The organism is Candidatus Nitrosopelagicus brevis, from assembly GCF_000812185.1.
Lineage (GTDB): Archaea > Thermoproteota > Nitrososphaeria > Nitrososphaerales > Nitrosopumilaceae > Nitrosopelagicus > Nitrosopelagicus brevis.
Genome location: NZ_CP007026.1, coordinates 925,195 through 945,785, shown reverse-complemented (window position 1 = coordinate 945,785; position 20,591 = coordinate 925,195). Strand labels below are relative to the sequence as shown.

The following is a 20,591-nucleotide window of genomic DNA, read 5'->3' as shown; positions in this document are numbered from 1 at the left end:
ATAACAAGAACATAATTGCTTTTCCAACTTAAAATTAAATACGCAAGATTTCATGTACTAGTATGCAGGTAATTCTAAGAGAACATAATGGCGCTATATTCAGACGTTGTGAACCTAGTGATCTAATCGGTGTAATGGAAATTAATATGAAAACATTACCTGAACATTATTCTGATTATTTCTATGAAAGTCTCTTGGCCGAAGCTCCAGAGGCATTTCTAGTTGCTGAAAAAGATAGTCAATATGTAGGATATATTATGTGCAAAACAGAATTTGGATTTTCAAATTTTAAAAAACTTGGATTTGTCAAAAAAGGTCACGTTGTATCCGTAGCTGTACTTGAAGAACAGCGAGGAAACGGATTTGGAAAAATTCTTGTGAATGAAGCATTCAAAGGTGTTAAAGAAAAACAGTGTGATGAAATGTATCTTGAGGTACGTTGTAGTAATACTGAGGCTGTAAAATTATATCAAGATCTGGGTATGGATATCAAACAAAGACTAAAGTCGTATTATCGTGATGGGGAAGATGCCTACATGATGGCAATTGAATTCAGTTAAATTACTGTTTTAGTTCGAATCGACATGTCAAGACGAAAATCAATGGGTGTTTTCATCTTTGTATCTTGTATAGCGGCATTTTTTGTCTATGCATACCTCTTGATGCTCTCTGAATGGAGCCCAATTGTTCTACAATTGACTATACTCATGGTTGTAGGTGGTGTTTTAGGAATAGTGTCTTGGATTGGATATCAAATGGCTACAACCGCTGCAAAACCTTCTTCATTAATTGAAGATGATTAGCTCTTTGAAATTTTAACATCTACTACAGTTTGATAAAATCTTGGTCCTACAGGCCTTACATTTCGCGAAGTTATGATTTCTGCATTTGTTTTATTCACACTCATAAAATGTTCTTCAGACAATTTTGGTGCATCTTGTTTTTTATCAGCATGCATGTGAGAATAATAATGAATTACTCCATTATTTTTTAATCCGTTTAATGCTGAATCTAAAAACTCATCAGATCGTTCAGGTAACAACATCAATATTCTGTCTGCCTTGCCAGTCAATTGTTCATTAATCACTTTGGTTGCGTCTCCGTTCAAAGAAATGACCTCGCCTTTGAGTTTGTTAATCTGAGCATTTTCTTTACATAATTGTGCTGCAACAGGATTTAGGTCGATGTTGTAAACTGTACATGAAGTATTTTTTGCTGCAAGTAACGAAAACATTCCTACGCCTCCAAACATGTTGATCATCACCTCTCCATCTTTGACTAATCCTGCAATTCTTTCTCTTTCTGTTGATAATCGTGGAGAGAAAAATGCTTTTTCCACATCAACGATAAATCTACATCCATTTTCTTTGTATTCTGTTTGAGTTTTATCTTCTCCTGCAATTACTTCGAGTTTTCTTGTTCTATAATCGCCTTCTACTGGAGATGATTGATAAAAAATTGAATTTGCGGTACTGACCTGCTCTAGTAACGTTTTTCCAATAATTTGTTTTTTTGAAACCAATGAATCGGGAATTCTTACTATGATTATGTCTCCAATTTGATCAAATGCAGAGATTAGCTGTTCATTTTCTTCTTCAGAGAGAACGTCCTGTAGGACTCTCTTTAACATCTTGGTCATTTTCTAAAGTAGTAATTACCTGATGATTTTTGTTCTTTATCCAATCTACTTGCTTCTTTGTTAACACGATGTCTACTTGTTTTCTCATCTTTTCTAAATGAAATGTCAAGTGATTCTAAAAATCTATTCATGGCATCTGTTTTTGGCATTGGGGATGTTGCAATTCCTTCTACACTTGATGTTCCTTCAAAAATCACCATTGAATCTGAGACTAGGTCCATCAATTGAAGATCGTGGTCTATGATAATTGCAGATTTACCAAATGAGCGTACAAATTTCTGTAAGAATTTGGCAACTGCAATTCTATCTTCCACATCTAAAAATGCTGATGGTTCGTCTAGCGCATACAAATCCACTTTTTGTAGTAGACATGATGCTATTGCAACTTTTTGCAGTTCTCCTCCTGACAAATTTTTTACTGATTTATTATACAATTTTTTTAATTTCAATGGGTCCAAAATCTGTTCTTCTTCAGCACTTCCTTCGATTGTAGAGCCATTTGCTTTTTCTAAAACAGAAATTACCTCTACATCAATATCATTTGAAAGATATTGTGGTTTGTATGAAATCTTGATTTTTTTATCAACTGAACCGTCTGTTGGTTTTTCAACACCTGCAATCATTTTCATCATTGTAGTTTTTCCTAATGCATTGGCACCCATAATTCCAAGTAATTCTCCTTTTCTTACAGTTCCTGGTTCAATTGAAACTGAAAATGAATCATATTTCTTTTCCAACTTTGGATATGTTATCACGGCATCCCCCTCTAATCCCTCATCACCTGATGTTGATGCATCAAAAGTGAATTTCTTATCTCTAAATCTTACATTTTCAGTTGGAAGATAACCATCAAGAAATACGTTGATACCAACTTTGGTTGATAATACATTTGAAACAATTCCATATGCTGCAGGCACACCATATAGCACCTCGATATAATCACTAAGAAAGTCCAGTAATGTTAGATCATGTTCTACTACCATCACGCTTTTTCCTTCTTCTGCAAGACCGTGAATTACTCTTGCAACTCCTGTTCTTTGAAATACATCATTGTAAGATGACGGTTCATCAAAAAAGTAAAAGTCTGATTCTCTTGATGCAGCAGTTGCAACTGATAATCTTTGGAGTTCGCCTCCACTGAGTTCTTTGAGATTTTGTTCTAAAGAATTTTCTAATCCTAATTGTTTAACTAATTCTCTAGAGGTTCCTCTTTGATCAAATTTATCTAAAAGTTCTTTTCCTGTTCCGTCAAATGCATCTGCAATTGTATGTACCTGTTGTGGTTTAATCGATGCTTTAATCTCACCATTTTTTATTTTTTCAAAATGTGCTTTTAGTTCTGTACCTTTGTAATATTTTAAAATCTCATCCCATTCTGGTGGTTGTTCATAATTTCCTAAATTAGGTTTCAAAATACCTGAAAGAATATTGACCACAGTACTTTTCCCCATACCATTTCTTCCAAGTAATCCGACCACTTCGCCTTTTTTTGGAGTTGGTAATTTGTATAGTCTAAATGAATTCATTCCATACTGATGAATTTTGTCTGTTTTTAGTTCACTAGCCAAATTCACGATTGTAATTGCATCAAATGGACAAACTTTGACACAAATTCCACAACCATTACAAATATCCTCATCTATGGTTGCCTTTTTGGTTTCTTCGTTGAGTACAATACAATCTGCCCCGGATTTATTGACCGGGCAATATTTGATACATTCTAACCCACATTTTTTGGGTTGGCATAACTCCTTATCCAATACAGCAACACGATGTGTCATAACGTTATTCGCTGTCGGTTTAATTTATACTTCTATGAATAATCATCTTCAAAAAATCTGTTCATGATTTAGTTAGCTTATTATGAAAGATAATTTGTTGTATGTTTAAGCCGGCCATAGCGTTTGGGTGCGACCCAATCCCATTCCGAACTTGGAAGTCAAACCAAATGTCGCTGCTGTGTTACTGACATGCGAGAGCCGTTGGGAAGCAACAGTGCTGGCATCTTTTTTAATCTAATTAACTTTAAGTTACTGTCACATTGTATCAAAACATGGTAAATTGTTCTGTTTGTGGTGAAAAATTTGATAGTGATATACGATTCTTAAACCATATGATGGAAAAACATGGCTTTAGAAATCCCAATATTGACAAGCCAGATCGTAATAGTCGTGGGTATTGACAACAATAAATCTATAAGTCGCTAAAATTGAGTTGTTCGTACAAGCAACATGATAAAAAAACAACTTGAAAAGACACTCAAAGATGCAATCAAAGAAGATGCATACATTCTTGGTACAAAACAAGTCTTAGGTAATATTTCAAAATCTAAACTTGTACTTCTTTCAAAATCTGTACCTAGTCATATCAGCGAAAAAATAGAAGATGACGCAAAAAAATCAAACGTTTCAACAATTTCATACGATGACACCTCTGTTAACCTTGGAAAACTCTGTGGATTACAATTTAGAGTTTCTGCAATCTCACTAACCAACATCGCTGATGCTGATATCAAAACACTACAAAAAGAAACAGATTCCCAATGATGTTGTTAAAAACTTATCTAAATTCCAAAACCAATCAAGGTTTAAATGAGACAGAAAAATTTTTTGAATAATTAGAATGACTATGACACAAGAAATCAAATTAACAACTGATCAAATGAAATTGATGTCATTATTCCAAAATGTTACTAAAGCAACCGCTCGTGATTGCATAGAAGATGAAAAACGTGATAGAATCATCTTTGTTGTAAATGAAGGAAAAATGGGGTTGGCAATTGGTAAAGGCGGTGCTCATATCAAATCACTTCAAAATAAAATTGATAGAAATGTTGAACTTGTAGAATACAACGAAGATCCAATCAAACTTTTGAAAAATATACTAAATGAAAAATACATTACTGACATTAAAATCTCTGAAAGACTAGATGGTTCTTTCCAAGCAAACGTTGAAGTCGATGGTGCAAAGAAAGGAGTTGTAGTAGGACGTGAAGGTCGTAATGCAGAGAAGGCAAGAATACTTGCACGTAGATATTTCAACATAACATATGTAATGATTAATAGCAAGGAACAAGCTTTCGAGTGGTAATAATGGCAAAATCACCTCTAGGACTATTTGCAGGACGAGATCTTCGAAACAAGAAGAAACAACAACGTTGGGCTATCTCAACTTACAAAAGAAGAGAATTAGGATTAGATAGAAAATCAAACCCATTTGCTGGCGCTCCTCAAGCAAAAGGAATAGTTTTAGAAAAAGTTGGTGTTGAAGCAAAACAGCCAAACTCTGCTGTAAGAAAATGTGTTAGAGTACAATTAATCAAAAATGGTAAATCAGTCACTGCATTCCTACCACGTGACGGTGCAATGAACTTCATTGACGAACACGATGAAGTACATGTAGAAGGAATGGGTGCAACTCAAGGTGGTGCAATGGGAGATATTCCTGGTGTACGTTTCAAAGTTTTCAAAGTTAACAATACATCATTACGTCAACTAGTAGAAGGAAAGAAGGAAAAACCAAGAAGATAGAAACATGGCTGAAAATAATTTACTTCTTTTTAGAAAATGGGATACCTCTGAAATAGAGATTAAAGATTTAGGTCTACAGACCCATGTTGTTGGTGACAAAACTCTCTCTGCAATTTCATTAAAACCATTAATCTATCCAATTGACTATGGTCGTTCAGCATTAAAGAGATTCAACAAGGGTGATGTTCACATTGTAGAAAGATTAGCAAACAAACTAATGCATTTTGGTAAAAAATATGCTAAAAACACTGGAAGACAAGGTGGTAAAAAACAACATTCACTAAATATCATTAAACTTGCATTTGATATAATCAATCTCAAAACTGGTCAAAACCCTGTAGAGGTACTAGTTCGTGCAGTTGAGAATTCTGCACCAAATGAAGATACAACTAGAATTGTTTATGGTGGAACTGTTTACCATGTTTCAGTTGATGTTGCTCCAATTCGTCGCGTAGACTTGGCATTGAGATTCATAGCAGATGCAATCAAAGAAGCAACCTTCTCAAATCCAAAACCAATTGAAGAATATATTGCAGAACATTTGATATTGGCAGCAAACAATGATCCTGCTGCACCTTCTGTAAAAAAGAAGAATGAGTTAGAAAGAGTAGCACAAGCTTCTAGATAGTAAAACATCTCAAAAATATTTCATTAAGACATCTTTTCTCAATTCAATAATAAAATACAGTAGCCCGGCCCGGACTCGAACCGAGGTCAAAGGCTCCAGGGGCCCCTATGCTTGCCGCTACACTACCGGGCTATATGAAAAATTATAGAATGTTCGAATATATTCATTTTTGTAAACTTTATCTTATCTTAATTTCATGTAAAGCAGTTCCATAATCAACATCTGCTTTTAATCGCATGTACGCAATTAATCTGTAATGAATAAAGTATGATTGATTATCTTTGTAAAGCAACCCTCTCTGAAGTAATGATGCTAATCCTCTTGATAGTGCATTTACTGAAATTCCATATTTTGTACATGTTTCATCACGTTTTTTCTGATATTGCATTAATGTAAACTCGGCACTATTGTGTTCTATTACTAGTGGCCAGACAATTTCTTTCCAGACAAATCTTCTGTTCTCTGTTGCTGATGCGTATTTACCTTTTTCACTCAACATTATAATATCAAACTTTATGGATATAAGAAATAATGTCTCAAAAAGAAATTCAAGAATCATTAGAGTTGCTTGAAAAAGACTGGGATGTTGATCCAATCCTTCATGATTTTGTTCTAGGAAAATATACTGATGTTACAGATTTCTCATTAATTGTAAAAGATGTTGTATTTCATATTCCATATTTACCAAAAGAAAAAAAATACATTTTATGGAAATGCTATTGGCCTGATTGTCACAATTGTTGTGATAGACAAGGACGTTTGCCACTAACTTCTGATGATCTAATTCAAATAGGTCAGGGAATGAAATACCAAAAAACATCTGAATTTGTAAAACAAGAAACTTTAGTTGCAACTCATGATGAGCCTACTCCTTCAGGTGGTTTTTCTGTAATGACAAATGTTAGCCTCAAAAGAAAAACCGACGAAACCGAAGCAGATGATGGAACTCATATCTCGTGTAGATTTTTGAATGGTGAAGGTGGATGTGGAATACATCCTACACGTCCTGGTGTTTGCTACTTGTATCCATTTTCAACATGGGCACAAAATGAAAAAGGACGTGCGCGTGTTCATGCAACATTCCAATTCACTGGGGATTGTCCAGGATTCTATCTTTCTGAATCACTTGATTCAATGAAAGAAGTCTTAGATGATTATTCAAAAACTATCTATGATTATAATATGAAATCTAGCAGAACTCTGAAAGATGGATTTGGTTCTCTTAGTATGTCTTAGGCTTTTGCAACTTTAAGCAAGTCACCAATTTTAATATGCATTCCAAATCTATCTTCATTCTTTTTCATATATCTGAAAATTGCAATAAAGTCCGGTAATGCTTTTAGGAAATTAAAGTCATTGTGTATTTTTGCTCTTACAAAATTAAACACCTTAGCATAAACACTGTAGTGTTTCTCAATTGCTTTTTCATATGCTTTGAAATCATGCATGTTTTCCATGAAAATATTTACACATTGCATTGATGGAATAATTCCTTCTCCTAATAATGCATAAACGGTTCCAATTGATTCTCCAACGCCAACTACTTTTCCAGAATAGTATGGCTTACATCTATCTGGCGTTGCTAATCTAATTGGACGTCCTTTGGTTGCAACAACCTTTCCTCCATGCTTTTTTAGAAATTCATCAGTTGCTTTGATATGATTTTTGTTGTAATCACCTGCTCCAATATGTGCATAATTTTCTCCTAATGGGAAATACCAAAAGTATCCTGACATTCCTGGGAATGGTTCAATGTAAAAATCATCATAAGGAACACCATTCTCATATTCAACTTTATACTCGTATGTTGGTAAATAGAAGTCCTGTTCCATTTTTGGGAGATAACTTCTGTTAAATCCTGTACAATCTACAATCATGTCATATTCTTTTTCAAGCTCCTCTAATCGTGGTGCTTTTCCGTAAATTACATTACAATCTTTTATGAAATCTTTTATCAATCCAAGTTTGTTGTATGTACAAAGTCCCTTCAAACCAATATCAAATTTCACATTATCATTCATTTTGACATGCATCTCTTTCCCATCATGAATTAAGAAATCATCAAAATTTCTACCCGTTTTTTTACAAAAATTAGTTAATTCTTCTTTAATTGTGCCCCATGCGCAAATTGAGTCATGTCTTTCTGTAGGCATTCTTTCATATCCAACTACTTCGTGTTCAGAATTTTTTAATCTAGCCATGAGATAACTTCCTGCAACTCCCATTCCCATGACTGCAATTTTCATTTGATCTAATTAGTTCATTAACCTAATAAATACAATTCCAGTTTTATTCAATCAATATAGCTGGTTTGTACGGTCTTGCATGTCTTGCTTTTCCTTTAGGATCATAAACATCGCTATCTGATTCAGAATACACTTCAATTTCTACTCCAAATTCTTTTTGTCCAATACTAGATAATTCTGACATAAGGAATTCTTTTTCATTAAATGATTCCGATTCAAGTTTCATCTTTTTGATTGATTCTGATTCTGAATGCAAGTCTTTGATTACTTTTTGAACATAGTCTGGCATTTTTTTAGCATCAATGGTTTCAGGATCTGCAATCAATTCTTTCATTACAATTCCCATGTTGTTCTGACCTCCTACCATTATGTTCAAAATTTTACGATAGATTTTTGATTTCACACTATCTGAATTAACATAAATTACAATTTTCTTTGGAGAAATTTTTGTAACTTTGAGAATATTTGAAATGTCTTCTATAGTTGACTTTAACAATTCTTCAGCTTGAATTACACTCACGTCAACTTTATCTGAAGAATATTCGGGCCAGGATGATTTTGATACTAGTTCGGAATTTCCTAACTTTTCCCACATCTCTTCTGCAACATGTGGTGCAAATGGAGAAAGCATTGCAACTCTAGCTGAATTTATCTGATGAAGAATTCCAGAAACATCATCTCTTTTTTTAGCCTGAACTCTTTTTTGATACCAGCTCAAATCACTCTCAAATGTAAATAAAATATCATGTAGAGCTTCTCGCAACCTCATTTTTTCTACAGCTTCTGTAACTTCAGAAATTTTACTTTGTGTTTTTGATAATATCCATTTATCTTCTGTTTGCAAATCACCAATTTCTCCTTTTTTTAGTGTGGAACACTCGTCCAACAGTGATTCTAACTTATTTTTAATACCTGAAACTGATTCCATGTTAAAGTCAGCATCTTGGAGTAGCTCAGCTGATGAAATAATAGCTAATCTAATTGGATCTGCACCATGATCCTGAATTGCAGTACGCAGTGGAATGATATTTCCCATACTCTTAGACATTTTAGCACCGTCCATCATGACACTGCCATTGACAACAATTTCCTTTGGCCACAATTTTTCCTCAAATATTGCAGCATGATTCAAAACAAAAAATGACAAGTGATTTTGTACCAAATCTCGTCCAGAATGTCTTGCGTCTACTGGATAGAAATATTGAAACTCTTTTTTCATTGTATTAATTACATCTTCTGAAAGATTTGCTGAACTTGCAACTGTTCCTAAATCTCCTTTATCTAAGAAAAGATAGTCAAAGAACTCTTTTGTAAGATTCTCAGGTTTTACTGTTTCATCATTTACAAATCGTGATATGGTATAGTATGCCATGTAAATCACACTATCTGATAATGATTCAACAATCCAGTCTTTATCCCATGGAAGTTTTGTTCCAAGTCCCTGTTGTCTTGCACATGCTCTCTCATGTAGCCAATTAATCACATCGTGAAATTCTGTTTTAATTTTGTTTGGAAGAATATTCATGCCATCAAGACAGTTTCTTGCCAACTTTTTCCATTCTTCATCTCCATAATTGAGAAACCATTGGTTGTTCAAGACTTTGACAACACATTCACATCCGCAGCGACATCTAATTGGAGCATTTTGCAAAGTTGGAAACGACTCTAGTTGATTTTTGTCCTTTAACCAATCTCTAACTTTGTTTCGTCCAAATTCTACCTTCTCATTAACAAAATCTCCACATTTTTCATTTAATTTTCCATTAACAAATTCCTTAAGATACAATTCTTCTGTTGCTTCTTCTAACTTTGCATCTACTTGATCAGTAACTCCTAATCTTTCACATACATCTTTTGCAGGAATATTTCCATATCCTTCTGTTACTATGATTGGTATTGGTTCAATTTTAGATGCTAATTCATGATTTTTTGATTTTAAATCCATCAATGCTTGATAATCTTTAGGTGCATGTGCTGGCACTGACATTACTAAACCAGTTCCCATTCCTGATTCAACAAACTCTGCTTCAAAAATTGGAATTTCTTGTTCTGTATGTGGTGTTTTTGCAAATTTACCTATAATTTCTGTTCCTTTGATGTCTCCTTCAATTGTAATTTCTTTTCCAAAGAATTTCAATTTTTCCGCACATTCTTGTGAAACAATCCATTTTTCGTCATCTGCCTTAATTTTTTTGTATATGGTATTTGGATTTACCCAGAGATTTGTAATACCAAAGAGTGTTTCAGGTCTTAATGTTGTAATTGGAAATACATATTCATCTAGTTTGAATTTGACAAGATAATTTTCATCATTAATCTTTGGTTCTACATCGCCCATTGTATCGTGTTGTGATACTGGATTTTGATCAACTGGACACCATCCGACTGGATGGGAACCTTGAATTATTCTATCATTGTCTCGTAAAGTCGAAATTTGCCATTCAATAAATTTCTGATAGCCTGGAACTATTGTTGTAAATTCTCGTCTCCAGTCAATGGAATAACCCATTTCGATCATTCCAGACTTTATCTCTTCATGGAAATAGTCTGCAATCTTAATTGGTTCAACAAATGTTTTGATTACATCTTCTGGAACATGGTAAATGTTTCGTAGTCCATCAAGAATTTCTTTTTCTCCTGCTTCAATTCTTTTTGCCATTCCAAGAACTGGTGTACCAGTATAATGAAATCCCATTGGAAATAATACATTGTACCCTTTCATTCTGTAAAATCTTGCATGGACATCAGCTAGTGTGTATGTTCGTCCATGCCCTATGTGTTGAGGTGAGTTTGGATATGGGTATGCAACTGTAATGAATTTTTTCGGTTTTTCATTAGGATTGGTTTCAAAGTCTTTGGCTTCGTGCCATTTGGTTCTCCATTTTACGTCTAGTTGATTCCAGTTTATTTCCATCTTGTTTACCTATTCGATAATCATGGACTTCGCATTTTTAATTGCATCTTCTTTCTTTGATTTATCGGTTCCTCCACCTTGAGCAAATTTGGCACTTCCTCCTCCTGCTCCACCTAAAATCTGTGAAATACTCTTTACAATATCTCCTGCACTCTTTTCTTTTGATATCTCATCTCCGGCATAAACTATAGCTCTAATTTTCTCTCCTTGCTCAAATAATCCACAATAAACCATTTTAGGATCAGATTTGCATAACACTTCTCCTAATCCAATATGAAAAACATCATCGTAATTATTACTGTCCGAATAACAAAAATTAGCTTTTCCAGATTCCGCTAACTCAATTGTAATTTCATCAATTGTTGTTGTTCCTTGTTTACATTCTAATAGCGATTTAGCTATGATCGGAATTCTTTCTTTAGCAATTTGTCTTTGTTCTAGTCTTTTTTCTTTTTCTTGTTCTTTTAGCTTTTCTTCTTTCTCCTTATTTTCTGAATCTTGTTCCCTCTTTTTCACAAATTCTTTTGCGCCATCTCCTGACACAAACTCAATTCTTACAACTCCATCTTGAATTCTTTTTGTTCTTGTAATCTTAATTTGTTCTACATCTGATGTATTTGCTACGTGTGTTCCTCCACAAGCTTCTATGTCTAAATCGCCTATTGACACGATTCTAACTGATTTGACAGGCACAACTCCTCCTTGATAAATTCTAAATCCATATTTTTGTTCTGCAGTTCCACGGTCAAAATTTTCTATTTTCACTGGTATGGCTTTTTCAATAATGGAATTAGCTGCATCTTCAATTTTTGTTACATCCTCATCAGTTAATGCTGAATGATGTGTGATGTCAAGTCTTGCATGGTCTTCTTCTTTGAATGCAGAGTGTTGCCATACCCACGAACCTAGAACACTTCTTGCTGAAGTATTGATGATGTGTGTACTTGTATGATTTTTTGTAATTCCATCACGTCTTTTTGCATCTACTACGCAAGAAACTATATCTCCTTCTTTTGGAATTTCTCCTTTAATTTCATGAACAACAATGTTTCCATGTTTTGTAATGTCTACTATTTCCTGACCAGAAATTTTACCATGATCTGGTTCTTGACCTCCTCCTCTTGCATAAAATGCTGTTTTATCTAAAACAACAAAATTTTCAAATGATTTCAAAACCTTTGCATCAAATTCTCTAGGATCTTCATTATAGAATAATAGTTCTGTATCTGGGATTCCTTCCAATGGTAAGTTTACTTGTTCCTTTTGTTTTTTTGATTGGTGTAAATCAGAAAGTTTAGAATAAAATGAAGATGGAATCTCTGATATTACCTTCATTTCTTTAAGATATTCTGGTGTAACCCCATCTGATTCGTAAAGTGTAATCAAATCCTCAACTTTTGGCTCTTTGTTTAGTTTACTAACAATTTTTTGCATTCTTTGCTTTGAACTGTCATATCTTCCTGTTTCAATTGATATTATTTCTTTTACATCCTCTCTAGTTTTTTCTAATTCAGGATAGGTATTTTTCAAATAATCTATTTGTATGTCGATTATTTCATTCAAATCGAATTTCAGCTTCAACCTGTCCATAGTTGAAACAATTCTTCTCAACATTATTCGAAGATTGTATCCGCCTCCAACATTACTAGGAAGTGCTCCATCTGAAATTGCAAAGATTAGCGTTCTGATGTGGTCGATTATCAGGTAAATTCCTTCTAGCGGGGTAATAATACGATTAATCTGTTCATCTGTCAATCCAGTTGTTTTGATGGCATTTTTCCTTACTTGTGTCAAGTCTTCGTATAATTCCAAATTCTTTGCTATTTCGGTGAAATATGGGGTAAGTACTGAGGAGTTTGTGTCTATTCCTGCTTGCTCAATTAATTTTTTTGTGATTGGTCCAAAGCAGCAATCGTATGCTGTAGGTGTTCCCATTGTTATCCATGCAAATCTTTCTAGACCTGCACCCATATCGATAATTCTCTGATCAAGTGTTTTGTAATCTGAAAGGTCACCCTGAAATTCTGTAAACACTGCATTACCAAGTTCTAAACCTCTTACAAAATATTCTAATGACGAACCAAAAGAACCTCCTCCTTCCCAAACGTCTTCAACAAATGTAATTTCTTTTTTATCAATTCCAAATTGTTGTGTTAGTAAATTAAAATCTAAATTAACACATTCATCTTTCCAATAACCATTATCATTTGGAATACTGTGTTGACCAATCATACAAAATGATGAAAAGTGTCTACCAGTTACTCCGACATTTTCTAAATCTTTGAATCTTAAACATGTTTGTGGAACAACAAGTGGGTTTGCTGGAAACTCAAATACAACTTTACTTCCCATGACTCTTTGAAAATCAACAATTGATGCAATTGTAAAATAAAGATCATCTCTCCATCTACAAACAACTGGATAACGATTTATTGATGTATGATTATTCTTGACAAAAAAAGATTCAACTTCTTTCCATGATTGTGTATAATCAAATCTCTTTGATGTTGGCGGATCCCCGATGAATGAATACATATCATCAGAACATTCTGGGCAATTACTTCTTTCTGAATCTAAAGTCCAGAAATATCTATTACATACAGTACATGATTTTCGTTCAAATCCCTGGTCCTCGAAGAGATTTACGTTGTAATACCTCTGTGGGTCTGCTGAAAATTTCTCAAGAATCTCTTTTTTATTCACTAAATTTTTGACCTAGTGCCGATATTAAGGACTGTCGATTCAACCGTTAAATATAGAAAAATGTAGAAACATTTTATGTTCGGAAGAAAAAAAGGCGAAGTAAAAGAAGGTGATTACGTATTTACTTCTAGAAAAGACGATGGTGATTATCATAATATTGTATTTGGAACTGTTACTGGGGTTGATGGAAACAAAATCGGTGTAAACGGTTTCTTTGTTAATCCTGTTGGATTAAAAAACAAGGTTTCTCAAGGAAAAGCCGGTCCAAGATCGAAAGAAATTCTCCTTTCCCCTACTTCTGAAAACTGCATTTTTGCATTAATCTATAGAATTGAATATGAAAATTTCACCGAAGTCATTGACATTAGCTCTGAAAAAGTTGAATTTATCTCAAAAAAGGTTTTCACCGTCTTTGATGGCTGGGTAAGAGAATCATTATCTGAATTAATCAATAATGTATTATCTCTTCCAGAAGGAACCGACAAAGATCACGCAAAAAGAATCCTAAAACAGAAAATGGAGAATCTTTATGATAAAGAATTGAAGAAAAACCTCTATTCTGTATGTAGAAGCCTAAAGATCCTGATCTAGAGACAATTTTTGATAGCTTTTTATTATGCCTAACGGCTTTTTCGTACATGGAATATGTTTACGCTGCTTTAATGTTGCACAAACTAGAGAAAGAAGTTAACGAAGCAAACGTTACTAGCGTAGTTAAAGCAACTGGCGCTGAAGTTAATGAAGCCCAAGTTAAAGCACTTGTAGCATCACTCGCTGATGTTAACATTGAAGATGCAATCAAAGCAGCACCTGTAGCAGTTGCCGCAGCAGCAGCACCGGCAGCAGATGCAGCAGCAGGTGGAGATGAAAAGAAAGAAAAGAAAGCAGAACCACCAAGTGAAAAACAGGAAGAAGCAGCAATGGAAGGTTTATCCTCTCTATTCGGCTAAACTAAGTCCAAAATCTTCTCAACGTTATTAATGACTATTTTTTATTCTAATTGTCTTGGCAGATTCAACTTTGTCAATTGAGTTTTTCATTTATGTTTTAGATCTATTTGGAACAATGGCATTTGCCGTAACTGGTGCTTTCAAGGCAATTGAGCACAAGGCAGACATTGTCGGAATAATAATTCTTGCAACAATTACTGGTGTTGCAGGGGGAACAATACGTGATGTAATTCTTGGAAAGTCTCTACCTAATTCCCTAATTGATCCTTCATATGTGATAATTACTGTAGTATCTGCCATCGTAATCTTCCTATTACACTCAAAAATGAAAAAACATTGGAACGTATTTCTAAAATTTGACGCAATTGGATTGGGAGTTTTTACTGTAATTGGGGCTACTTTTGCCTATAACATGTTTGGAATGAACTTCCTTGTAATTGTATTATCTGGAATGCTTACTGCAATTGGTGGAGGAATCCTTCGTGATGTGTTTGTTAGTCAAACCCCTATAGTATTTGTAAAAGAGTTGTATGCCTCGGCCAGTTTCTTAGGCGCCTCGGTATTCTTTTTGGTGATATATGTAACAAATGACGTTTACGCTGGAACAATTTCTGGATTGTTATTGGCTACAGGACTAAGAATGGTTGCAATGAAGTATAATTGGAATCTACCTAAAGTAAAAAGTAGTTAATTTATGCTGGTGTGTAGTCTTTTGCTTTTGAGGCTACGCCCTGTGCTTGACCATGGGCTTTTTGTAACACTTGTTCTTTGGTATCCTCTGTTAGATATCCTGCTTCAGTTGAAACAGAACGTGCAGATTGTGCTGCCTTTGCCAAGATTTGTTCAATATTGTCTGCAGTGATATATGCTGCTTCAATTGAAAGTGAGATTGCTTCTTGATGAGCTTGAGCCAAATCGTTTCTGAATTTCTCAACATCAATAACCATCTCTTCTTCTTGATAGACTAATCCTTCTTCTAATGCAGCGTTCAAAGCAATGCCTGCTTCTATCGCCTTAATGTCTAGTTTACTTAAAAGTCCGGCAAGTTTTTCAGAAATTACTTCTCCTTGTTTTACTGGAACAGTTTCCTTCATAATCCAGATTGTACCTTGATCAATCTTAGTAGCAATTCCGTTTTCTTTAAAGTCAGTTAGCATTGGTCCTGGTGCAATTCCTGTATTCTTTGGTGGAATTACAACATCCATGCTTGCAGTATCCCCTCCTCTTGCAAATAGCATAACTTTGTTCTTTCCTAATAGAACGTTAAGTTTGAATGGAGACATGTTTGTAAACATGAAAACACATTGACCTGTAATTTTTTCAGATAATTTATCTATACCAGTAATTCCTGCTTGTGCAAAAGCTAGTTTTGCTACTTTATCTTTGATACTAACAATTTCAACTTCACCTTGAAGTGTTTTTCTTAACGGTAGTAATTGTGAACCTCTGACCTTTTCCATTCTTACAAGTGCTAGTACTTTGTACTTTTTTGGAAGCTCTTGTAGTTGTTGATACATCTGTGCTTTCTTTTTTGGGTATGTTGTTCTATTCTCATGCATTTTATTTTGTCACCTTATGTTCTAGTTTTGCTGCTTTTCCCATTGTTGTTTTTATCATATATTTTCTAATGTTTTTATCTCCATTTGGAAATTTACCTCTCAGATTGTTAATCACTGCCATTGCATTTGCAGCAACGTGATGTTCATCCATTTCAGTATCTCCAACTTTACATGAAATTGAAAGTGAATTTTTTACTCTAACTCTAATTGATGTTTTGAATCTACTTAGGAATGCATCTATAGGTGCATTAAATGGAACAGGTGTTGGCATTTTACCTCTAGGTCCTAAGAGTTGTCCTAATGATTTACCTACTACAGGCATTAGTTTTGTATCTGCTAAAAAGAAATCATATTTGTTGATTAATTTTCTAGTTGCTCTTTTATCTTCTGCTAATTTATTTACGCCATCATTATCTAAAACCTCATCTGCTTTTGCATCCTTTGCTTTTAGACCCATGTCTCCTGATGCCATTACACAAACTGCAGCTGGCTTTGACATTTGATTTGGAAGTTGAATTACCTCATTAAATGCAAATCCTTTTTTCACATCTATGTCTTTTAGAGTGATGTAAAGTTCTAGTGATTCTTTGAACTTGCGTTCTTTTTCACTTTTCTTTGCTTCTTGAATTAAAGTAACTATTTCAGACTCGTTTACCATGTCAAAAACCTTAATCTCTCACTTATTATCGTTTAGAGTAATTATTCCCGATTACATCATTTTTCTAAAATTGACGTATCTTTTTCTAAATTTTAGTAAAATTCTGCTTTATTCCGGCAAAACTTACATTTACTACTAAAATTTACTTATTTTAAGAAATGGCTAAGGTAGATGATTTAGATCTCAAATTATTATCTGAACTAAAAAAAGATGGAAGTATTTCTATTCCGCTTTTAGCAAAAAAACTAAACATCAATGCATCTGTTTTGTATAGTCGAATAAAGCGACTGATAAAAAAGAAGATGATAAAGAAGTTCACTATAGATATTGATGAATCTCAGTTAGGTTTTGGAGTTAAAGCATATGTTGGAATTAACAGAGATCCTAAATTTAAAACAGAAATTCATGAAAATTTACTAGAAATTCCAGAAATTGATAGAATTATTGAGGTTACTGGAAGGTTTGACCTTATGGTTGGTGCATTGGCCGAAGACTTGGAACAATTACACAGTATTGTGGTGGATAAAATTGGAAAAATTGATGGAATTCAGAATACTGAAACATTTGTTGAATTAGAAAGAACTGAAAAGTCTCCGACGTATCTATCTAGTTAGTTAATTTTTCGTCCCATTTGCCGTCATTTACTTCAACGGTAATTTCTTTTGGTGTTTTACCTTCTACTTTGATTCCTAGGCATTGACATGTGCCGATTATTTGTTTTGCAACTGATTTTATTTCAGATGCATATGATGTTTCAAGTTTAACGTTTGCAACTTTAACTACTGCATCCATTCCAATGTCTGCAACCCATTCTGTACCAGCTGTACCTGTTCCTTTTGTAATGTTTGCTTCTTTTAGTATGAGTGCTGAAGCTGATGGAATTCCAACTTCGATATCCCATTCTTTTGTATCTGTATCAACGCTAACTGTTACTGGAACTTTCATTCCTTTGAAGTCACCTGTTTTCTCATTAATCTTGTTGATAACTTCCATGATGTTTACTCCTAGTGGACCAAGTGCTGGACCTAGTGGAGGACCTGCAGAAGCTTCTCCTCCTGTTACCTGTGCTGAAATTGATTGTTTGTCGCCCATTTAAAATTCGTCTCTTTTTTAATGATTTATTCCTTCCTATGATGCAACCGGTTTTAGATAGTTTGCATCTACTGTTACTGGTAATTGATATGGCGCATCCAACAAAATTACTGTAGCTTCTTCTTTATCGTGATCAACTCTTGTAATTGTAGCCTTCATTCCTTTGAATGGACCACCAATAACTTCAACTGTTCCATCGACTGCTAACTCTGAAACTGTAGATTTCTTTATGAGATAATTTTCAATTTCACTAAATTCTAGTTCTCCTCTTAATTGTCCTTTTACATGTCGTAATCCTTGTGTTGCCATGAACATGACTTGAGGATCATTTGCTTCAATCACAACATATCCTTTTAGATTATCAACAATCAGAACGGATTGAACATCTAATTCACCGCTTCTCATTTTTGCTTCTAGTTGTCTCAAAACGACCTTTTCTTGACCTCCGGTAGTTCTGAGTGCAAATAAGTGGGATTCAGTAACTTCAGACATTTTCTCTCTCTATTTGAATACCATTCCTGGTGAAATTGTTGCAAAGATGAATTGAATTCCAAATCCTAGTAATCCTACTGTGGCAAAGCCAAATAGGACCAATCTGAGGTGCTGTTTGTAGACCTCCTTATCGGATTTTTTCGTTAATTTTATAGTATTAACTATATTTTTGAAGTAAAGTTTAGGGTTCAAATTATAAAGAAAAATAATAAAGTGTCAATATATCTTTTATTCATGGATTTACTAGTTGCATTCAAAAATGACGCTGCTGGTCACAATATGGCTAAGCATATCTCTCAAAATATGGAAAAAGATGGTGATATGTATCGTGGCAAAAACTTTGATTTAATTGAAATTGACACTCCTGCTATTTCTGCAGATTGGTTAGATGAACAATATGATTATGATGGGTTTGTTTTCTTATCAAAACATGCAGCTGAATCTGGAACTCTTGCTCTGACGTGTCACAGTACTGGAAATTTCAATGAAGCTAAATTTGGTGGTAATGCAAAAGAATTGGCCATACCATATCCTAATCTGCAAAAAAAATACCTGAAAACACTATGGGAGAATCGTGAATCTTTTTCAGATTTTGAAATAACTATAGAAGCCACACATCATGGACCTACTCATCTAAAAAAACCGTCAATTTTTGTAGAAATCGGTACTACTGATCTACAATGGAATGATGAACAACTCTGTTCATCTGTAGCGCAACTTGTCCTAGAAACGCTTGAAAAACCATCGGATTCACATCCTTTTGCAATTTGTTTTGGAGGTACCCATTATTCTGAAAAATTCACAAAAGAATTACTTTTTGGAAAATATGCTTTAGGAACTGTTATGCCAAAACACGCATTGGAATTTCTCAATCCTGATCTTTTCGAACATATTATTACTCAAAATAATGGGGCAGAAGCTGCTTTACTTGATTGGAAAAGTCTAGGCAAACAAAAACAAACTTTGATTGATCTTCTTTCAACTACAAAATTAGAGGTTATAAAAATTTGAAAATAGAAGAAAAAATTTATCGCAAATTGTTAGAAGTTCCTTCAGGTCATGTAACTACATATGGTGATCTTGCAAAAGCGGTTAATCTAAAAAATGGGCAAAGAGTTGTAGGACAAATAATGAAAAAAAATCCATTTCCTGTTATAGTTCCATGCCATCGTGTTGTAAAATCTGATGGAACAATTGGTGGATATGCATATGGCTCTGAAAGAAAAAAACACATGTTGTCAAAAGAAGGATTAAAAATTAATAATGATAAAATATCTGATTTTAAAAAAAATCTATTTCGTTTCTAAGATTTTTGTGCAGTAATTTCTTCTGCAATAACGGTTCTCAAATGTGCTTTGTTTCTTATTGTGTTACCACCAATTTTTTTATAAATTGATTTGAATGATTCGTTTGTAATCTCCTTTCTATCTTTTGATATTTTGAGAAGATATCTCAAGGCACGAACTTTGTTAACATATACAGTCTTTTTACCAACTCGTGCACCTTTTCTTCCTTTTTTAGAACCTTGTTTTGTACCTCTTTTTGCTTTTTGAATTCTCTTTGCTTGAGCTCTTCCATGAGATGTACCTGTAAAGGATTTGATTGTAATTGTATTTGCAGTGATTAAACTTCTAATGTCATCTCTTGTAATTGCATCTGCAACATCATCCAAGTGATCATTATCTAATCTTATACGATTGACACCGACACCTACAATTCTTGAGGCAAGTCTCTTTTTTGATTTAAGATTAACTGGCATTTTGACTCACTCTTGCGTTAAACACTTTGAATTTCTTTTCTAATGCAATTTTCATAATTTCTCTTCTCTTTTTTGCCCCTACACTATGACCAAATCTAATTCCGTCTTCTTTTGGATTAAGATTTTCTAAATCATTTGCATTATGTACTAAATTATCTGTATAACCTGATGGGTGCAATCCGAGTGCAATTTTTGGTGTACCATATCCCACTTTAACTAGTCCCGGACGACCACGGCTTTTCTGTTTTCTTTGATGGTTATCCATTCCTTTTGGTTTTCTCCAACCACTTTCCAATCTGACGTATCTCCAGCTCTCCGGACGAATAAATTCCGGTCTACTAACTCTAGCTTCTTCTCTTGCTTGGAGTTTTTCTTTATTGATTGGCATAGAGTTAAACCTTGAAATTTAACATAAATACGT

The 20,591-nt window shown here is 34.0% G+C and carries 25 protein-coding genes, 1 tRNA gene and 1 rRNA gene; 14 read left to right on the top strand and 13 right to left on the bottom strand.

Annotated features, from left to right (window positions below):
- The first annotated feature begins 62 nt into the window (after window positions 1-62).
- Both rimI and T478_RS05650 read left to right on the top strand, forming a co-directional pair.
- Window positions 63-560, top strand: a complete 498-nt coding sequence (rimI, locus tag T478_RS05655; RefSeq protein WP_048105888.1) for a ribosomal protein S18-alanine N-acetyltransferase — start codon at window positions 63-65, stop codon at window positions 558-560.
- Between the two features lie 24 nt (window positions 561-584).
- Window positions 585-803, top strand: a complete 219-nt coding sequence (locus T478_RS05650; protein ID WP_048105882.1) for a hypothetical protein — start codon at window positions 585-587, stop codon at window positions 801-803.
- Here T478_RS05650 and T478_RS05645 read toward each other — a convergent pair.
- Together T478_RS05645 and T478_RS05640 are read right to left on the bottom strand one after the other, a co-directional pair.
- On the bottom strand, window positions 800-1,639 hold the full coding sequence (locus T478_RS05645; protein WP_238573570.1) for a class I SAM-dependent methyltransferase: 840 nt from the start codon (window positions 1,637-1,639) through the stop codon (window positions 800-802). The two genes, T478_RS05650 and T478_RS05645, sit on opposite strands and share 4 nt — an antisense overlap.
- A complete protein-coding gene (locus tag T478_RS05640) occupies window positions 1,636-3,420 on the bottom strand; it encodes a ribosome biogenesis/translation initiation ATPase RLI (RefSeq protein ID WP_048105873.1) in 1,785 nt (594 codons plus the stop codon). Before T478_RS05640 ends, T478_RS05645 begins: the two co-directional genes overlap by 4 nt.
- A gap of 106 nt (window positions 3,421-3,526) precedes the next feature.
- Between T478_RS05640 and rrf the strand changes: the two genes are divergently transcribed.
- From rrf to T478_RS05615, 5 genes are all read left to right on the top strand, one after another.
- Window positions 3,527-3,646 (top strand): 5S ribosomal RNA (rrf, locus tag T478_RS05635).
- Between the two features lie 224 nt (window positions 3,647-3,870).
- Window positions 3,871-4,185 (top strand): ribosomal L7Ae/L30e/S12e/Gadd45 family protein, encoded by a 315-nt coding sequence (locus tag T478_RS05630; RefSeq protein WP_238573568.1) that lies wholly within the window; start codon window positions 3,871-3,873, stop codon window positions 4,183-4,185.
- 82 nt (window positions 4,186-4,267) lie between these two features.
- Entirely contained in the window at window positions 4,268-4,729 is a 462-nt protein-coding gene (locus T478_RS05625) for a NusA-like transcription termination signal-binding factor (protein ID WP_048107001.1), read from the top strand.
- Window positions 4,730-4,731: 2 nt separating this feature from the next.
- The gene (locus T478_RS05620) at window positions 4,732-5,169 is read left to right on the top strand and encodes a 30S ribosomal protein S12 (protein WP_048105872.1); all 438 of its coding nucleotides are present in this window, start codon (window positions 4,732-4,734) and stop codon (window positions 5,167-5,169) included.
- Window positions 5,170-5,173: 4 nt separating this feature from the next.
- Window positions 5,174-5,797, top strand: a complete 624-nt coding sequence (locus T478_RS05615; protein ID WP_048105870.1) for a 30S ribosomal protein S7 — start codon at window positions 5,174-5,176, stop codon at window positions 5,795-5,797.
- 60 nt (window positions 5,798-5,857) lie between these two features.
- Here the strand turns inward: T478_RS05615 and T478_RS05610 are convergent.
- Together T478_RS05610 and T478_RS05605 are read right to left on the bottom strand one after the other, a co-directional pair.
- Window positions 5,858-5,929 (bottom strand) — tRNA-Gln (locus T478_RS05610).
- Window positions 5,930-5,975: 46 nt separating this feature from the next.
- On the bottom strand, window positions 5,976-6,296 hold the full coding sequence (locus T478_RS05605) for a hypothetical protein (RefSeq protein WP_048106998.1): 321 nt from the start codon (window positions 6,294-6,296) through the stop codon (window positions 5,976-5,978).
- A gap of 32 nt (window positions 6,297-6,328) precedes the next feature.
- Here T478_RS05605 and T478_RS05600 point away from each other — a divergent pair, with 32 nt between their 5' ends.
- On the top strand, window positions 6,329-7,033 hold the full coding sequence (locus T478_RS05600) for a YkgJ family cysteine cluster protein (RefSeq protein WP_048105868.1): 705 nt from the start codon (window positions 6,329-6,331) through the stop codon (window positions 7,031-7,033).
- Here T478_RS05600 and T478_RS05595 read toward each other — a convergent pair.
- Genes T478_RS05595 through alaS form a run of 3 tightly spaced genes read right to left on the bottom strand, consistent with a single transcriptional unit; the run spans window position 7,030 to window position 13,660 of the window.
- Window positions 7,030-8,043 (bottom strand): NAD(P)/FAD-dependent oxidoreductase, encoded by a 1,014-nt coding sequence (locus tag T478_RS05595; RefSeq protein ID WP_048105866.1) that lies wholly within the window; start codon window positions 8,041-8,043, stop codon window positions 7,030-7,032. The genes T478_RS05600 and T478_RS05595 overlap by 4 nt on opposite strands.
- Before the next feature lie 43 nt (window positions 8,044-8,086).
- Window positions 8,087-10,957 (bottom strand): leucine--tRNA ligase, encoded by a 2,871-nt coding sequence (gene leuS / locus T478_RS05590; protein ID WP_048105864.1) that lies wholly within the window; start codon window positions 10,955-10,957, stop codon window positions 8,087-8,089.
- Window positions 10,958-10,966: 9 nt separating this feature from the next.
- On the bottom strand, window positions 10,967-13,660 hold the full coding sequence (gene alaS, locus T478_RS05585; RefSeq protein ID WP_048105862.1) for an alanine--tRNA ligase: 2,694 nt from the start codon (window positions 13,658-13,660) through the stop codon (window positions 10,967-10,969).
- A 75-nt stretch (window positions 13,661-13,735) separates the two neighbouring features.
- On the opposite strand from alaS, the gene T478_RS05580 reads away from it, so the two are divergent.
- Genes T478_RS05580 through T478_RS05570 form a run of 3 tightly spaced genes read left to right on the top strand, consistent with a single transcriptional unit; the run spans window position 13,736 to window position 15,301 of the window.
- On the top strand, window positions 13,736-14,251 hold the full coding sequence (locus T478_RS05580) for a hypothetical protein (protein WP_048105860.1): 516 nt from the start codon (window positions 13,736-13,738) through the stop codon (window positions 14,249-14,251).
- A gap of 47 nt (window positions 14,252-14,298) precedes the next feature.
- Window positions 14,299-14,610: a 50S ribosomal protein P1 gene (rpl12p, locus tag T478_RS05575; RefSeq protein ID WP_048105858.1), complete on the top strand. Its 312-nt coding sequence runs from the start codon at window positions 14,299-14,301 to the stop codon at window positions 14,608-14,610.
- Window positions 14,611-14,665: 55 nt separating this feature from the next.
- Window positions 14,666-15,301: a trimeric intracellular cation channel family protein gene (locus tag T478_RS05570; RefSeq protein ID WP_048105856.1), complete on the top strand. Its 636-nt coding sequence runs from the start codon at window positions 14,666-14,668 to the stop codon at window positions 15,299-15,301.
- Window position 15,302: 1 nt separating this feature from the next.
- Here T478_RS05570 and T478_RS05565 read toward each other — a convergent pair whose 3' ends face one another.
- Together T478_RS05565 and T478_RS05560 are read right to left on the bottom strand one after the other, a co-directional pair.
- Entirely contained in the window at window positions 15,303-16,169 is an 867-nt protein-coding gene (locus T478_RS05565) for a 50S ribosomal protein L10 (RefSeq protein ID WP_048105854.1), read from the bottom strand.
- Between the two features lies 1 nt (window position 16,170).
- The gene (locus tag T478_RS05560) at window positions 16,171-16,827 is read right to left on the bottom strand and encodes a 50S ribosomal protein L1 (RefSeq protein WP_048105852.1); all 657 of its coding nucleotides are present in this window, start codon (window positions 16,825-16,827) and stop codon (window positions 16,171-16,173) included.
- A gap of 158 nt (window positions 16,828-16,985) precedes the next feature.
- Between T478_RS05560 and T478_RS05555 the strand changes: the two genes are divergently transcribed.
- Window positions 16,986-17,441, top strand: coding sequence for an Lrp/AsnC family transcriptional regulator (locus T478_RS05555; RefSeq protein WP_048105850.1), 456 nt, complete (start codon window positions 16,986-16,988; stop codon window positions 17,439-17,441).
- Here T478_RS05555 and T478_RS05550 read toward each other — a convergent pair.
- Both T478_RS05550 and T478_RS05545 read right to left on the bottom strand, forming a co-directional pair.
- The gene (locus T478_RS05550) at window positions 17,434-17,919 is read right to left on the bottom strand and encodes a 50S ribosomal protein L11 (RefSeq protein WP_048105848.1); all 486 of its coding nucleotides are present in this window, start codon (window positions 17,917-17,919) and stop codon (window positions 17,434-17,436) included. The two genes, T478_RS05555 and T478_RS05550, sit on opposite strands and share 8 nt — an antisense overlap.
- A gap of 36 nt (window positions 17,920-17,955) precedes the next feature.
- Complete coding sequence (locus T478_RS05545) at window positions 17,956-18,411, bottom strand: transcription elongation factor Spt5 (RefSeq protein ID WP_048105846.1); 456 nt, start codon at window positions 18,409-18,411, stop codon at window positions 17,956-17,958.
- A gap of 234 nt (window positions 18,412-18,645) precedes the next feature.
- Between T478_RS05545 and T478_RS05540 the strand changes: the two genes are divergently transcribed.
- Window positions 18,646-19,422 carry a D-aminoacyl-tRNA deacylase gene (locus T478_RS05540; RefSeq protein WP_048105844.1) on the top strand — a complete coding sequence of 259 codons (777 nt, stop codon included), beginning with the start codon at window positions 18,646-18,648 and terminating at the stop codon, window positions 19,420-19,422.
- Window positions 19,419-19,718 (top strand): MGMT family protein, encoded by a 300-nt coding sequence (locus T478_RS05535; RefSeq protein ID WP_048105842.1) that lies wholly within the window; start codon window positions 19,419-19,421, stop codon window positions 19,716-19,718. The genes T478_RS05540 and T478_RS05535 overlap by 4 nt, the downstream gene beginning before the upstream one ends.
- On the opposite strand, the gene T478_RS05530 is transcribed toward T478_RS05535, so the two are convergent.
- Together T478_RS05530 and T478_RS05525 are read right to left on the bottom strand one after the other, a co-directional pair.
- On the bottom strand, window positions 19,715-20,170 hold the full coding sequence (locus T478_RS05530) for a 50S ribosomal protein L19e (protein WP_048105837.1): 456 nt from the start codon (window positions 20,168-20,170) through the stop codon (window positions 19,715-19,717). The two genes, T478_RS05535 and T478_RS05530, sit on opposite strands and share 4 nt — an antisense overlap.
- Window positions 20,160-20,558, bottom strand: coding sequence for a 50S ribosomal protein L32e (locus T478_RS05525; protein ID WP_048105835.1), 399 nt, complete (start codon window positions 20,556-20,558; stop codon window positions 20,160-20,162). Before T478_RS05525 ends, T478_RS05530 begins: the two co-directional genes overlap by 11 nt.
- Window positions 20,559-20,591: the final 33 nt, after the last annotated feature.

Bases quoted from the DNA above. Each gene is read 5' to 3' on its own strand.
- T478_RS05530 (WP_048105837.1), bottom strand. From the start codon at position 20,170: ATGCCAGTTAATCTTAAATCAAAAAAGAGACTTGCCTCAAGAATTGTA.
- rpl12p (WP_048105858.1), top strand. From the start codon at position 14,299: ATGGAATATGTTTACGCTGCTTTAATGTTGCACAAACTAGAGAAAGAA.
- rimI (WP_048105888.1), top strand. From the start codon at position 63: ATGCAGGTAATTCTAAGAGAACATAATGGCGCTATATTCAGACGTTGT.
- T478_RS05645 (WP_238573570.1), bottom strand. From the start codon at position 1,639: ATGACCAAGATGTTAAAGAGAGTCCTACAGGACGTTCTCTCTGAAGAA.
- T478_RS05525 (WP_048105835.1), bottom strand. From the start codon at position 20,558: ATGCCAATCAATAAAGAAAAACTCCAAGCAAGAGAAGAAGCTAGAGTT.
- T478_RS05550 (WP_048105848.1), bottom strand. From the start codon at position 17,919: ATGGGCGACAAACAATCAATTTCAGCACAGGTAACAGGAGGAGAAGCT.
- T478_RS05580 (WP_048105860.1), top strand. From the start codon at position 13,736: ATGTTCGGAAGAAAAAAAGGCGAAGTAAAAGAAGGTGATTACGTATTT.
- T478_RS05600 (WP_048105868.1), top strand. From the start codon at position 6,329: ATGTCTCAAAAAGAAATTCAAGAATCATTAGAGTTGCTTGAAAAAGAC.
- T478_RS05595 (WP_048105866.1), bottom strand. From the start codon at position 8,043: ATGAAAATTGCAGTCATGGGAATGGGAGTTGCAGGAAGTTATCTCATG.
- T478_RS05650 (WP_048105882.1), top strand. From the start codon at position 585: ATGTCAAGACGAAAATCAATGGGTGTTTTCATCTTTGTATCTTGTATA.
- T478_RS05560 (WP_048105852.1), bottom strand. From the start codon at position 16,827: ATGGTAAACGAGTCTGAAATAGTTACTTTAATTCAAGAAGCAAAGAAA.
- T478_RS05620 (WP_048105872.1), top strand. From the start codon at position 4,732: ATGGCAAAATCACCTCTAGGACTATTTGCAGGACGAGATCTTCGAAAC.
- T478_RS05545 (WP_048105846.1), bottom strand. From the start codon at position 18,411: ATGTCTGAAGTTACTGAATCCCACTTATTTGCACTCAGAACTACCGGA.
- T478_RS05630 (WP_238573568.1), top strand. From the start codon at position 3,871: ATGATAAAAAAACAACTTGAAAAGACACTCAAAGATGCAATCAAAGAA.
- T478_RS05605 (WP_048106998.1), bottom strand. From the start codon at position 6,296: ATGTTGAGTGAAAAAGGTAAATACGCATCAGCAACAGAGAACAGAAGA.
- T478_RS05640 (WP_048105873.1), bottom strand. From the start codon at position 3,420: ATGACACATCGTGTTGCTGTATTGGATAAGGAGTTATGCCAACCCAAA.
- T478_RS05615 (WP_048105870.1), top strand. From the start codon at position 5,174: ATGGCTGAAAATAATTTACTTCTTTTTAGAAAATGGGATACCTCTGAA.
- T478_RS05565 (WP_048105854.1), bottom strand. From the start codon at position 16,169: ATGCATGAGAATAGAACAACATACCCAAAAAAGAAAGCACAGATGTAT.
- T478_RS05540 (WP_048105844.1), top strand. From the start codon at position 18,646: ATGGATTTACTAGTTGCATTCAAAAATGACGCTGCTGGTCACAATATG.
- T478_RS05555 (WP_048105850.1), top strand. From the start codon at position 16,986: ATGGCTAAGGTAGATGATTTAGATCTCAAATTATTATCTGAACTAAAA.
- leuS (WP_048105864.1), bottom strand. From the start codon at position 10,957: ATGGAAATAAACTGGAATCAACTAGACGTAAAATGGAGAACCAAATGG.
- T478_RS05625 (WP_048107001.1), top strand. From the start codon at position 4,268: ATGACACAAGAAATCAAATTAACAACTGATCAAATGAAATTGATGTCA.